This is a genomic window from Lysinibacillus sp. GJ-1, from assembly GCF_021166035.1.
GTDB lineage: Bacteria > Bacillota > Bacilli > Bacillales_A > Planococcaceae > Lysinibacillus > Lysinibacillus sphaericus.
Window position 1 is genome coordinate 919,243 of sequence record NZ_CP088912.1, and the last position, 13,626, is coordinate 932,868.

A 13,626-nucleotide genomic window follows, 5' to 3' on the forward strand; every position below is an offset into this window, starting at 1 on the left:
CGAATGAAGTGGATTTCTATCCATTCCAAAAAACGTTTACGTATTTTATATGTTTTGTTTTTGTGCGTAGCTGTAGCGATAGTTATTCGGTTATTTGTTTTACAAGTATTTGATCAAAAAGAATTGACACAAAAAGCAGAAGAAAACTGGGATCGTGAAATTCCTTTTGCCAATGAGCGAGGACATATTACGGACAGGGATGGTAATAGTATTGTGACCAATAAGCTGGCGCCTACCTTATATTTTATGCCTTCGCAAAGCAAAGATATTGCAGGAGCAGCCGCACAAATAGCACAGGTACTGGAAGTGGACCAACAAAAACTGTTGGAAAAGATGCAGAAAAAGGCGTACTTAGTAAAGCTAGCACCTGAAGGGAAAAATATTTCCTACGAGAAAGCTGTTCAACTACAAGGCATGCAAATTGAGGGATTATATAGTGGTGTGGATTACTCAAGAGATTATCCTTATGGCACGCTTCTATCGCGATTTTTAGGTTTTACAGGATATGATGCGCAAGGGCTAGCAGGTATAGAATATGAGTATGACAAACTATTGCGAGCAAATTCTTCAGCTATACGACTTTTTACAGATGCCAAAGGTAATAACTTACCCAATGTTGCAAGTGCATGGAAAGCAGGAGAAGATGGGGCAACAATTGAGCTAACGATTGATGTCGATGTACAGCAAGTCGTTGAACGTGAATTATCACAGGCAATGGAACGTTATGAAGCAGATCAGGCAATGGCGGTAGCAATGAATCCTAATACAGGTGAAATACTAGCTTTAGCCTCCTATCCAACCTTTCATCCGGCTGAATATCAACAGGTCGAGCCGGCTATCTACAATCGGAATTTGCCGGTGTGGATGACCTATGAGCCAGGTTCTACTTTCAAAATTATTACGCTTAGTGCTGCTTTAGAAGAGAACTTGGTGGACTTAGAAAAGGATACTTTTTACGATCAAGGCTATACAATGGTTGCCGGTGCTAGACTGCGCTGTTGGAAGCGTGAAGGTCATGGACATGAAACGTTTTTAGAAGTTGTACAAAATTCTTGTAACCCTGGTTTTATAGAATTAGGTCAACGTTTGGGTAGTGAAAGATTATTACAGTATATTAAAGACTTTGGTTTTGGAGAAAAAACAGGCTCCAATATTGCTGGTGAAGCTTCAGGGATACTATTTTCGAAAGAGGCATTTGGCCCTGTAGAACAAGCGACCACTTCATTCGGTCAAGGGGTAGCCGTAACACCGATCCAGCAGGTGCAAGCAGTAGCTGCTGCAGTCAATGGGGGCAAGCTGTATACGCCGTATGTTGTAAAGAAAATATTTAATCCAGATACAGGTGAAACGATTAACGAAACAAAACCAGTTATTAAAAGGCAAGTAATTCGTGAAGAAACGTCTGCAAAAGTACGTGAAGCATTAGAGTCGGTAGTAGCGAAGGGGTCAGGTCGACAAGCGTATCGAGATGGTCTACGTATTGGGGGTAAAACAGGTACAGCACAAAAAGTTGAAAATGGCCGGTATAAAGATGGCGAGTATATCGTATCTTTTATAGGCTTTGCACCAGCTGATAATCCACAAATTGTCGTATATGTAGCGGTGGATAATCCGAAGAAAACAACGCAATTTGGTGGCGTGGTAGCGGCTCCGATTGTTGGTCAAATTATTGAAGATGTAGCACCTTTTATTGGCATTGAAAAATCAAAGGAACAGCTTGAAAAGGATTATCGTTGGGGTGACCCACTTACTGTGAAAGTACCTAGTTTTATTGGTCAAACGAAGGATGACATTGCCAAGCAACATTATCCATTCCGTATTGAATGGCATGGAGAAGGAGCTAAAATTGGTAGTCAATTACCTGAAGTGGATAGTGTTATCAAACAAGACGGCACCATTCATTTATATTTAGTGAACTAATGTAACTTTACCTTTAAAAAAAGGGAAAGAACCACTATTATTATGAAGGGTAGTAATAATTATATGAGAGTTTGTGCTTTTTTCGTGAAGAAGAAAGTGAAACAAGATTTAAAGGAGATTTTTCAATGAAACTCGCAACAACGCTTACCATTTTAGCTATTGCTTTTATAGTAACAGTTATCTTGGCACCAATTAGTATTCCACTTCTTCGTCGATTGAAGTTTGGGCAAAGTATTCGTGAAGAAGGACCAAAATCACACATGAAAAAAGCAGGTACACCAACAATGGGGGGCATTATCTTTTTAATCGCCATCATCCTTACAACAGTTGGCATTGGCAGCTTTTTAGATTTATTCACCTCACAAACTGTGGTCCTTTTACTTGTGCTCGTAGGCTTTGGCTTGATTGGCTTTTTAGATGACGGCTTGAAGGTTATCTTTAAACGCAATCTTGGGTTGACATCTATTCAAAAGTTAATAGGGCAAATTGTCATCGCAATACTTGCATACTTCTTATTACACGCAAGTTCTTTTGATACCACATTAGCTATTCCTTTTACAGACTGGACAATTGATCTTGGTATTTTTTATGTAGCGTTTTTAATTTTCTGGTTAGTTGGTTTCTCTAATGCTGTTAACCTAACAGATGGTCTAGACGGGCTAGTGGCAGGTACAGCTTCTATTGCTTTTGCGGCATTCGGTGTAATTGCGCTATTCCAAGATCAAGCTGATATCGCTTTATTTACATTTGCGGTAACGGGTGCTTTGTTAGGGTTTTTACTATTCAATGCAAACCCTGCAAAGGTATTTATGGGAGATACCGGTTCACTTGCACTCGGTGGTGCATTAGCGATGGTATCTGTCTTAGTTAAAGAAGAGTTTTTACTTGTATTAGTTGGATTAGTGTTTGTTATTGAAACACTATCTGTCATTTTGCAGGTGGGTAGCTTTAAAATTCGCAAAAAACGTATTTTTAAAATGAGTCCTATCCACCATCATTTTGAATTATCAGGTTGGTCAGAATGGAAAGTTGTACTTGTCTTTTGGTCAACTGCTTTAGCAGTAGCATTGATTGCAGTCTTATCGGAGGCGTTCTAATGAGAGAGTATACAGATTTACAACATAAAAAAGTCCTTGTTTTAAGCCTAGCTAAAAGTGGTGTTGCAGCAGCGGAGATTTTACATGAGCTTGGCGCCTTTGTGACAGTCAATGATTCTAAGCCGTTTGATGAAAGCCCTGATGCACAAGGTCTATTGCAAAAAGGCATTACCGTTATTTGTGGTCGTCATCCCGAGGATTTACTTGATGAAGGCTTTGAAATAGTCGTCAAAAATCCAGGTATCCCATATAGCAATAACATCGTAGCAGATGCGATAAAACGTGAAATTCCTGTATGGACAGAAATAGAGCTTGCTTATTTAATTAGTGATGCACCATTTGTTGGTATTACTGGTTCTAATGGTAAAACGACAACGACGACATTAATATTTGAAATGCTGGAAAATGGTGCGAAGAAGCCATTAATCGCAGGTAATATTGGGACCGTAGCTTGTGGAGTAGCAAAAGAAGCGCAAGAAGATAATGTCATTGTGACAGAGCTTTCATCATTCCAACTGATGGGTACTAAAACATTTAAACCAAAAATTTCTATATTAACAAATCTTTATGATGCACACCTTGATTATCACGGTACGTTTGATAACTATGCTGAAGCAAAATTTGGCGTAACACGCAATCAAGATGAAACAGATTATTTCATTTTCAATGCGGATCAGCCGATTGTTGTGGGCTATGCTGCAAAATCCAATGCACAGAAAGTTCCTTTTTCTTCGAAAGGACGTACCGAGCAAGGGATTAGTGCCGATGATACAACAATCTATTGGCAAGGTGAACCGTTTATGGACAGAGCGATTATTGCATTGCCAGGTAAACATAATTTAGAAAATATTTTAGCGGCAGTAGCAGCTTGTATATTGATCGGCTGCGAAAAAGCTAAAATGGAAGAGGTTTTAGCTAAATTTGGAGGTGTCCGCCACCGTACCCAATTTGTCCGTGAGTGGAATGGACGGAAAATTTATAATGATTCTAAAGCAACTAATTGCCTAGCAACGAAAAGTGCGCTGGATGCATTCCAAGCACCCGTTATTTTGCTAGCGGGTGGTTTAGACCGTGGACATTCTTTTGAAGAGTTACGACCTTGCATGGGGCATGTCAAAGGTGTAGTAGCGTTCGGTGAAACGGGCTTACGCTTTGTAGAATTTGCTAAGTCTTGTGGAGTTTCACAAACGGTCATTGCTCAAAATGTAGAGGATGCAGTTCATTATGCCGCACCAATGTCTGCAGAAGGAGATGTTATTTTATTATCACCTGCCTGTGCAAGTTGGGATCAATATGACAGCTTTGAAATCCGTGGGGATGTTTTTATTGATGCTGTAATGAAGCTGTAACGAGCCTGTAACTATTTTAGAATATACTTGACGTGGAAGGATGGCATTACTGAGAGGGAAAGAAAGCTATTTATTGCTCGTCACAACTTTGATGCTATCAGTAATCGGCATTATTTTCGTCTATTCTGCAGGTACCTATTGGAGTGCCGTTCATTATAGTGGAAAAATGCCGTTTTATATGAAACAAAGTTTGTATTTTGGGGTAGGCATTGTCGTGTTTTTCATCACGATTCGATTAGAAATCTTGAAAGAGCAATCCTTTTGGAAGATGGCTTATCTATTTTCGTTGGTTTTACTTGTCCTTGTTCTTATACCAGGGATTGGTCTTGAGCGAAATGGTTCACAAAGTTGGATTGGTGTTGGACCATTAACCATACAACCTGCTGAAATAACGAAAATTACCGTTCTTGTTTACATGAGTCATATATTGGCGCAACATAAAACCGGAACACCAGTAGTAAATTGGCGTCATGCCGTAATAGTAATAATACCGGTTGCACTGATTATGCTTCAGCCCGATTTTGGCTCTGTTTTTATACTCGTTGTCTCTGTTTTTTTACTGTTATTTGTGGCAGGTTATCCGTTAAAACTTTATGCAATGATTATGGTAGCGGGAGTTGCTGGATTAGTAGGATTGATTGCAACAGCACCTTATCGACTTAAACGAATTGAAGCGTTTCTTGATCCATGAGCCGACCCTTTAGTCAGTGGTTTCCAAGCTGTACAATCGTTAATGGCAATTGGTCCAGCAGGGATTTTTGGACATGGCTTTGGCCAAAGTAGACAAAAGTTCTTGTATTTACCTGAACCACAAAATGATTTTATTTATGCGATTATTTTAGAAGAAATCGGTTTAGTAGGTGGACTTGTTATTTTAGCGCTGTTTGTGTTGACAATATACGCTGGTTATAAGTTTGCAGTACAGGCTAAATCAAGAACATCCTATTACGCCATTATTGGACTTGTGACAATGTTAACGGTGCAGGCATTTTTAAATATTGCAGTAGTAATCGGTTTGGTTCCTGTAACCGGTGTCACATTACCTTTTATTAGCTATGGTGGAACATCTTTAGTAACAATGTGGTTAATAATAGGTATTATTTATCAATTAGCGAAATAAATATAAAGGAGGAGTACTTTTATGGAGAAAGTAATTGATATAGAAGATCGCATCCCTACGCTAAAACTGCGACGAAAAAAGCGTACAAATCGTAAATTCATAGTCCTAATATTACTTTTCTTTTTGGTGCTAGCTGTACTCCTTTATTTTCAATCTCCTTACAGTGATATTAAAAACATTACGGTGAACGGTGCTAAACTAGCTGACGAGCAATATTACTTAGATGCTAGTACACTTGCACCAGGAAAGTCGATGTGGGGTTTTACGGTTAAAGATGTAGAACAGGCTATACTAAAGGACAAATGGGTGCAAGAGGTACAAGTGAAGCGTAAATGGCTGAGAGGCGTAACGATTGATATTAAGGAATGGAAAAAAGTTGCGTATCTAGCGGGTGATGGAACCTATTACCCATTATTAGAGAACGGTAAAAAATTTGAGCAAGCTGGCGACAATATCCCGATTGATGCGCCCGTTTTTATTGGCATAACGGGGGAAAAGACCATTAACAAGCTTGTAGAACAATTAGCCCGTTTAAAACCTGAAGTTTTAGCTTTAATCTCACAAGTCAATACTAACAGTAATAAGGCCAATCCTAATGCGGTCAAGCTTTATATGAATGACGGCTATGAAGTACGTGCAGTGATACCAACATTAGCTGAAAAGCTAAATTATTATCCATCCATTGTTGCGCAAATTGCAGATTTAGAAAAGGGAGTTATCGACATAGAAGTCGGCTCTTATTACCGTCCCTTTAATGATGAGTACAACAAAGTGAACATTGATATGGAGGACAACCCTGATGGAAAAGTGGCCAATCAGGAAGTGAATGAAGATGAACAACAAGAAACAGAATAGCAAAGGGAATTTCTTTACGAGGAAACAATTTGAGCTGCTCATCGTTTGCATAACAACTGGGTTTATCATCGGCTATTCTTACAACCAAGCGAAGGACAATCGCCAAAGTAGCGCCATTAAATCAGAGCTATTTGAACAAGAAGATTCATATCGTGAGGAGCTCATTGAACAACAAGAGCGCAATAAAGAACTCACAGAAGAAGCCAACATGTTACAAGAAAAGATTCGGCACTATGAAAAGAAATTTGCATCAAATGAAAAGGATTCTAAGAACTTAGTTCAAGAAGCAGAAGATTTACGATTATTGTTAGGTGATTTAGATTCAGAAGGAAAGGGTATACGTATTACACTTCAAGATGGTGATTACGATCCTAAATCTGTAAACCCTAATGATTATATCGTCCACGAAAGTCATGTTTTTAAGTTGCTAAATGAATTAAAAATTTCTGGAGCACAAGCGATTGCCATTAATGGACAACGGGTCATGGCGAATTCTTATATTAGATGTAATGGCCCTGTTATTACAATTGACGGCAAGCAACACCCAGCTCCATTTGTCATCGAGGCAATTGGGGATTCGGCGACACTCCGCGCTTCATTGAACTTAAGTGGTGGTGTAGTAGATCAGTTGCTAAATGACAACATTGTGGTGTCCTTAGAAGAAAATCAAAAGTTAATGATGCCTAATGTCAAAGTAGAAAGTTAAACATGGGCAGAAAGTTATGTTAAGCCTCCTGTGGATGTCCTAGATCATTATTTGTATTTATGAAATGCAAAGTCTAAAATTTGATGATATCAAGGAGTAATTGTTTGCGATGCGTCTAGGAGGGGCTATTTTGAAAAAAAATATGTACACCCGAATAACGATCGTGCTATTTATTATCGGTTTGATGATAGCGGTACAATACAATACCATTCAAAAACCAGCTGAGCGAGATACACGAGATATTTGGGCCATACGAGAGGAATTAGCAGAAGAAAAGAAAAGGCATTCCACATTATTAGCAGATATTCGCTCACTCAATGAGGTAGTGGGTCGCTATGAGCAATCTGAAAAAACTAATTTACAAGGTGTTTTAAATGAGACAGTAAATCGTTTAAAACAACAGGCAGGTCTTACGGATATAACAGGTCCTGGGGTGATACTTCGAGTGGAGCCAGCCCCAGAATTAGTAGCAATGGGGTATGAAATAAAAGAGATTTCTCCAGACTTACTGACCCAATTACTGAATGAATTATTTAAATATGATGCTGCTAGTGTTGCAATTGATGGAAATCGTATTGTTCATACCACAGCTATTAGGGACATCAATGGGAAAACAACAGTGAACAGTGTAGCACTGTCTTCGCCACCATTCGAAATTTATGTTGGGACAACGACATTTAAGGCAGCTCAAAAAATGTATAATTCCATTCAAGCTTCAACATTTATCGATTCATTTTATTTAGATAATTTTAATTTAGTGATAGAGGAGCCGACTGAATTGGTAACCATACCGGCATTCGATCAGCCATTGACGAATGATTATTTAACAGAGGTCAAAAAAGGAGAATAAACTATGTGGCTACCATTTCTAGGTTTGGTGCTTGGACTAGCATTAGGCTTGTTAACAAATATCCAAATCCCCTCTATTTATGAAAATTATTTGTCTATAGCAGTGCTGGCTGCTTTAGATACGTTATTTGGCGGTATACGAGCTCAATTACAGCAAGTATATGACGATAAAGTATTTGTATCAGGTTTCTTTTTTAATATAGTTCTTGCGGCGGGACTGGCATTTTTAGGTGTGAATTTAGGTGTAGACTTATATTTAGCAGCCATTTTCGCTTTTGGAGTACGTTTGTTCCAAAATATAGCAATCATTAGGCGTATTTTACTAACTCGGTTAGATGAAAAACGTCACAACAAGAAGAAAACTTCCATAGAATGAGAGAAAAATTGACCAAAATACTCGATTTGCTTAGACATTATGCAAGATTTACAATAGAATGAAATTAAGAGCATTTTCAAGGAGGTGCAGCGAATTGAATCAGCAGGAATTGTATATATCACTCGATATAGGATCTTCCTCTATCAAAGTATTAATAGGTGAAATGAGCGACGGACAATTACATGTAATTGGGGTCGGTAATGTAAAATCGAATGGTGTTCGAAAAGGTGCGATTGTTGATATTGATGCAACAGTTCAGTCTATTCGGAAAGCAGTAGAACAAGCAGAGCGGATGACTGGTTATCAAATCGATGAAGTCGTTTTAGGCGTTCCAGCGAACCAGACGATGTTACAACTAGTTAAAGGTGTTGTCGCTGTAAATAGTGAAAATAGAGAAATTACAGATGATGATTTAGACAGAGTGGTAGAATCTGCACAAGTCATGTCAATACCTCCTGAACGTGAATTAGTCAACATCATTCCTAGACAGTTTATAGTAGATAATTTAGATGAAATTAAAGATCCACGAGGTATGATAGGTATTCGTCTCGAAATGGACGCGACAATGATTACGACCTCTAAAACGTTGTTACACAATGTACTTCGTTGCGTAGAGAAAGCAGGATTAAGCATTAGAGAAATATATTTACAACCACTGGCTGCTGGTTTTTTTGCATTAACGGAAGATGAGAAAAACCAAGGAACAGCATTTATTGAATTGGGTGGTGGCTCAACGACTATTGCAGTATTTGAAGAAGGGCTACTGACACACACTGGTGTTATTCCAGTAGGTGGTGACCATATTACAAAAGACATTTCAATTGTTTTAAAAACACCGACAGATCAAGCGGAGCAAATAAAACACCAATTTGGACATGCCTTTTACGATGATGCTTCAGACGATGAACTGTTTGAAGTGCCAGTTGTAGGTACAGATTCTAGGGATCAGTACAGCCAACGCTATATTTCTGAAATTATTGGTGCAAGATTAGAAGAATTATTTGAACTAGTAATTGATGAGTTAGCACGTTTAGGCGTTCGCGATTTGCCAGGCGGTGTTGTTTTAACAGGTGGTGTTGCAAAGCTAGATGGTATTGCTCAATTAGCACGCCAAATACTGCAAACGCGTGTTAGAATATATACTCCAGATTATATTGGCGTTAGAGAGCCTTCATTTACGACGGCAGTTGGACTGATTCGTTACGCCTATTTAGAAGATGATTTTTACGGAAAAGGTACGAATACGCAGCCTATTGAATATGCGGTTGTTGGTGCACAAGCGCCTGCATCTAAAAAGCAAGAATATGCTGCACCTTCAGAATCAAAAGGAAGCGTAATCGGTAGAGCAAAAAAATTATTTGATAAATTTTTTGATTAACTTGAATGCGTAATGAATGATACAGAGTCGAGTTACCGTGGGAGGAAAAAAGAATGTTAGAATTTGATACAAGTGTCGATCAACTTGCAGTTATAAAAGTCATTGGTGTGGGTGGTGGCGGTAACAACGCTGTTAACCGAATGATAGAGCATGGTGTACAAGGCGTTGATTTTATCGCTGTGAACACGGATGCACAGGCTTTAAATTTATCGAAAGCTGAAATTAAGCTACAAATCGGTACAAAGCTTACACGTGGTTTAGGAGCAGGAGCTAATCCAGAAGTAGGGAAAAAAGCGGCAGAAGAAAGCCGTGAACAATTAGAAGAAGTATTACGCGGAGCGGATATGGTATTCGTTACAGCCGGAATGGGTGGAGGCACAGGTACTGGTGCTGCACCAGTTATCGCACAAATTGCCCGCGATTTAGGAGCTCTAACAGTAGGTGTCGTAACACGACCGTTTACTTTTGAAGGGCGCAAACGACAAACACAGGCAATCGGTGGTATCGGAGGCATGAAAGAAGCTGTAGATACTTTGATCGTCATTCCAAACGACAAGCTCTTACAAATTGTCGACAAATCGACTCCGATGCTGGAAGCTTTCCGTGAAGCGGATAACGTTTTACGTCAAGGTGTACAAGGTATTTCGGATTTAATTGCAACACCAGGTCTTATCAACCTAGACTTTGCGGACGTAAAAACAATTATGTCTAACAAAGGTTCTGCGTTAATGGGTATTGGTATTGCGACAGGTGAAAATCGTGCTGCAGAAGCTGCTAAAAAAGCAATTTCAAGTCCATTACTCGAATCATCTATTGATGGCGCTAAAGGTGTACTGATGAACATAACAGGTGGTTCTAACCTAAGCTTATTTGAAGTACAAGAAGCAGCAGATATTGTGGCATCGGCTTCAGATGAAGAAGTGAATATGATTTTCGGTTCGGTTATTAATGAAAATTTAAAAGATGAAATCATTGTTACGGTGATTGCAACAGGCTTCTCAGAAGAGGCATTACAACAACACCGAGGAAATGCGCGTCCGAGCATTAATAATAATCGACAAGCTGCTCCACAACAACAAGCGCCAATTCGTGAGCAACGTCAAGAAGTTCATGTACAACAAGAACAACCGCGTCAAAATCATCAAAATTATGCACAAGATGATATGTTAGAAGTACCTGCATTTTTACGTAACCGTAAAAATCGTGGATAATCAAAACTCGTATTTTACATCATGTAAAATACGAGTTTTTTAAGTGCCAGTCACGCAAACAATTCAGAATTGTTTGCGTGACTGGCACTTTTTGTGTAAGGAAACGATGTTTTTTGTCAAAACATTTTTAGAAAATCATGCGATTGTTTGACAATATTTGTAGCGCTGGCATGCTAACTTTGTAAGTAGGAGGCGGCTGTTATGTATGGAGAATGGCTGGTGCTCATTAATACGCTTTATAATCTAGCAATACTGACGTTTACAGCAAAAGTTACAGGCGTTTTTGTAAAGAATACGAGATTATTAATGAGTTCAATAATTAGTAGTTTAATAGCTGTAATTGGTGATCAAACGCTGCTTACGATTGTGCTAAGTTTCATTGTACTAATCGGTCTAGCCTTTCGCTTTAAGCTTCGAAGCTTTCAAAAGCAAAGGCCGATTGTCCTGACAGCTACCATCGTTATCGGCGGACTGTTAACAGCATTACAACCGTATTTAAAGAATCTTTCTGTCATGCATTTTATTGTACTTTGCTTATTGCTCGCAGTTGGTAATTTAATCATTTTTTATAAGCAATGGGGCTTTGTTAAGCTGGAGCGAGTAAGTGGACAATTTGTATTTCAAACAACCTTGAAGGTTTTTGACAAAGAAATTCCACTTTCGGCATTTGTAGATACAGGCAATCAATGTATCGAGCCGTTATCGGGAAAACCTGTCCATTTTGTTTCATATGCAGCGCTACGGCCTTATTTACCAGTGACAATTCGTGAAGCATTAATGCAATGGCGAGAAACAGATCCTTACGATGTATCAATGTTTTCAGTAGATTATCAGCGTCTTATTCGATTTATTCATGTTAATACTGTACAGCAACAAACAGTAGTTTTAGGTTTTCGCTTTGATGAATGGCATATAAAAGGCGAGTCATCACAAGTGAAAACAAATGAATATATCGTGTTAACGAAAAAAGCTAAAAATTTTCCACATAGCACAGCAGCAATTTTACATTTTTCAGCGCTTTCAAATAACTCATAGAGGGGGAGAACTATTGCTTCTTAGGCTACTTGCTAGCTTGAAAAAATTATGGGGTAAGTTTCGGAGTCGTGAAACGTACTATATAGGGGGAAATGATTCATTGCCAGTGCCACTAAGTCGAGAAGAAGAAGTCACAGTCATTGCATCCTTTATGAACGGAGATTTACGAGCTAGAGATACACTTATTGAACGTAATTTACGTCTTGTTGTTTATATTGCTAGACGTTTTGATAATACGGGTACGCCGATTGAAGATTTAATTAGTATTGGTTCGATTGGCTTAATAAAGGCGATTGAAACGTTCAATACAGATAAAAATATTAAACTTGCAACGTACGCATCACGTTGTATTGAAAATGAAATTTTGATGCATTTACGTAAAACGAGTCGCATGAAGGGTGAAGTTTCACTAGATGAGCCACTAAATTCTGATGCTGACGGAAATGAATTATTATTGTCTGATATTTTAGGCACAGAGGAACATATTATTTTAGATAATGTTGAAAAGAAAATTGAACGACAACATATGTTCCATGCCATTAATTTATTAGGTGCACGTGAAAGATATATTATGGAATGTCGTTTCGGTTTAAACGGAAAAATTGAAATGACACAAAAAGAAGTAGCCGATCATTTAGGTATTTCGCAATCATATATTTCTAGGCTAGAAAAGAAAATTATTCAAGATTTACGAGAAAATTTAAATCAGCCAATATCTTAGATAGGGAAATTTATCCTACCTAAAATTGGTCGCGCTTTTTCTGCATATTCTCGATTCTGTCGGACAAACTGATGTAACGGTTTAGTCAGAGAATAACATCCGGAGGAATCGAATATGCGAACAAAAGTAGATCTTTGCGGCTTAGATACATCGACTTTGCCAATTTTAAAGCACGAAGAAATGAAGGAACTCTTCATTCGATTACAAGCAGGAGAAACCGAGATTCGGGAAGAGCTTGTAATGTGCAATTTAAGGTTAGTGCTAAGTATTGTCGGACGATTTGCCTATAGGGGTGAACAGGCAGATGATTTATTTCAGGTAGGCTGTATTGGCCTCATGAAAGCCATTGATCATTTCGATTTAAAGCATAATGTGCGATTTTCAACATATGCTGTACCAATGATCATTGGTGAAATTCGTCGCCATCTGCGTGATCATCATGCACTACGTGTTTCTCGTTCTCTTAGAGATATTGCGTATAAGGCGATGCAGGCAAAAGAACAATGGATAACCGATAATTTGCGAGAACCAACGATTGAAGAAATTGCTGAAATGATTGACATGAAAAAGGAAGATGTATTATTCGCTTTAGATGCCATTCAAGACCCAGTATCATTACAAGAGCCTATTTATGCAGACGGTGGAGACGCTGTTTATATGATGGACCAATTACGTGATGATGATGTATCGGAAGATCAATGGGTTGCCTACGTGTCGGTGAAGGAAAGTTTGCAAAAATTAGATGTACGTCAGCAAATGATTGTAGCAAAGCGTTTTTATTATGGTGAGACACAAACTGAAATTGCTAAAGAATTAGGGATTTCCCAAGCGCAAATTTCACGTCTTGAAAAAAATGCCATTGAAACAATGCAGAAAGATTATAAGTGAGTAGACAATGCGCACCCGAAACTTTCGGTGCGCATTTTATCTTCATTGATAAAAATAAAACGATGGTACATGTCATAGATTTTATTAAAGCTAATAAAGAACAATAATGTGAGCATGTTGC

At 38.5% G+C, this 13,626-nt stretch carries 12 protein-coding genes and 1 pseudogene; all 13 read left to right on the forward strand.

Features of this window, described 5'->3' with window-relative positions:
- Positions 1–3 precede the first annotated feature (3 nt).
- The 13 genes and pseudogenes from LO754_RS04225 (at position 4) to sigG (ending at position 13,505) form a co-directional block, all read left to right on the forward strand.
- Positions 4–1,920, forward strand: a complete 1,917-nt coding sequence (locus tag LO754_RS04225) for a stage V sporulation protein D (protein WP_025218752.1) — start codon at positions 4–6, stop codon at positions 1,918–1,920.
- A 125-nt stretch (positions 1,921–2,045) separates the two neighbouring features.
- Positions 2,046–3,017, forward strand: a complete 972-nt coding sequence (gene mraY / locus LO754_RS04230) for a phospho-N-acetylmuramoyl-pentapeptide-transferase (RefSeq protein WP_024362143.1) — start codon at positions 2,046–2,048, stop codon at positions 3,015–3,017.
- Positions 3,017–4,366, forward strand: coding sequence for a UDP-N-acetylmuramoyl-L-alanine--D-glutamate ligase (murD, locus tag LO754_RS04235; protein WP_231785676.1), 1,350 nt, complete (start codon positions 3,017–3,019; stop codon positions 4,364–4,366). The genes mraY and murD overlap by 1 nt, the downstream gene beginning before the upstream one ends.
- Before the next feature lie 40 nt (positions 4,367–4,406).
- Positions 4,407–5,486, forward strand: a pseudogene (gene ftsW, locus LO754_RS04240) (putative lipid II flippase FtsW).
- A gap of 21 nt (positions 5,487–5,507) precedes the next feature.
- Positions 5,508–6,341, forward strand: a complete 834-nt coding sequence (locus LO754_RS04245; RefSeq protein WP_231785677.1) for a cell division protein FtsQ/DivIB — start codon at positions 5,508–5,510, stop codon at positions 6,339–6,341.
- The gene (locus LO754_RS04250) at positions 6,319–7,047 is read left to right on the forward strand and encodes a DUF881 domain-containing protein (protein WP_024362139.1); all 729 of its coding nucleotides are present in this window, start codon (positions 6,319–6,321) and stop codon (positions 7,045–7,047) included. The genes LO754_RS04245 and LO754_RS04250 overlap by 23 nt, the downstream gene beginning before the upstream one ends.
- Before the next feature lie 130 nt (positions 7,048–7,177).
- Positions 7,178–7,897, forward strand: a complete 720-nt coding sequence (locus LO754_RS04255; protein ID WP_025218755.1) for a DUF881 domain-containing protein — start codon at positions 7,178–7,180, stop codon at positions 7,895–7,897.
- 3 nt (positions 7,898–7,900) lie between these two features.
- Complete coding sequence (locus tag LO754_RS04260; protein ID WP_024362137.1) at positions 7,901–8,272, forward strand: small basic family protein; 372 nt, start codon at positions 7,901–7,903, stop codon at positions 8,270–8,272.
- A 94-nt stretch (positions 8,273–8,366) separates the two neighbouring features.
- Complete coding sequence (gene ftsA, locus LO754_RS04265; protein WP_024362136.1) at positions 8,367–9,650, forward strand: cell division protein FtsA; 1,284 nt, start codon at positions 8,367–8,369, stop codon at positions 9,648–9,650.
- Between the two features lie 53 nt (positions 9,651–9,703).
- Positions 9,704–10,861: a cell division protein FtsZ gene (gene ftsZ / locus LO754_RS04270; protein ID WP_024362135.1), complete on the forward strand. Its 1,158-nt coding sequence runs from the start codon at positions 9,704–9,706 to the stop codon at positions 10,859–10,861.
- 201 nt (positions 10,862–11,062) lie between these two features.
- Positions 11,063–11,896: a sigma-E processing peptidase SpoIIGA gene (locus LO754_RS04275; RefSeq protein WP_231785678.1), complete on the forward strand. Its 834-nt coding sequence runs from the start codon at positions 11,063–11,065 to the stop codon at positions 11,894–11,896.
- 13 nt (positions 11,897–11,909) lie between these two features.
- A complete protein-coding gene (gene sigE, locus LO754_RS04280) occupies positions 11,910–12,617 on the forward strand; it encodes an RNA polymerase sporulation sigma factor SigE (protein WP_024362133.1) in 708 nt (235 codons plus the stop codon).
- Between the two features lie 114 nt (positions 12,618–12,731).
- Positions 12,732–13,505, forward strand: a complete 774-nt coding sequence (gene sigG, locus LO754_RS04285; protein ID WP_024362132.1) for an RNA polymerase sporulation sigma factor SigG — start codon at positions 12,732–12,734, stop codon at positions 13,503–13,505.
- Positions 13,506–13,626 lie beyond the last annotated feature (121 nt).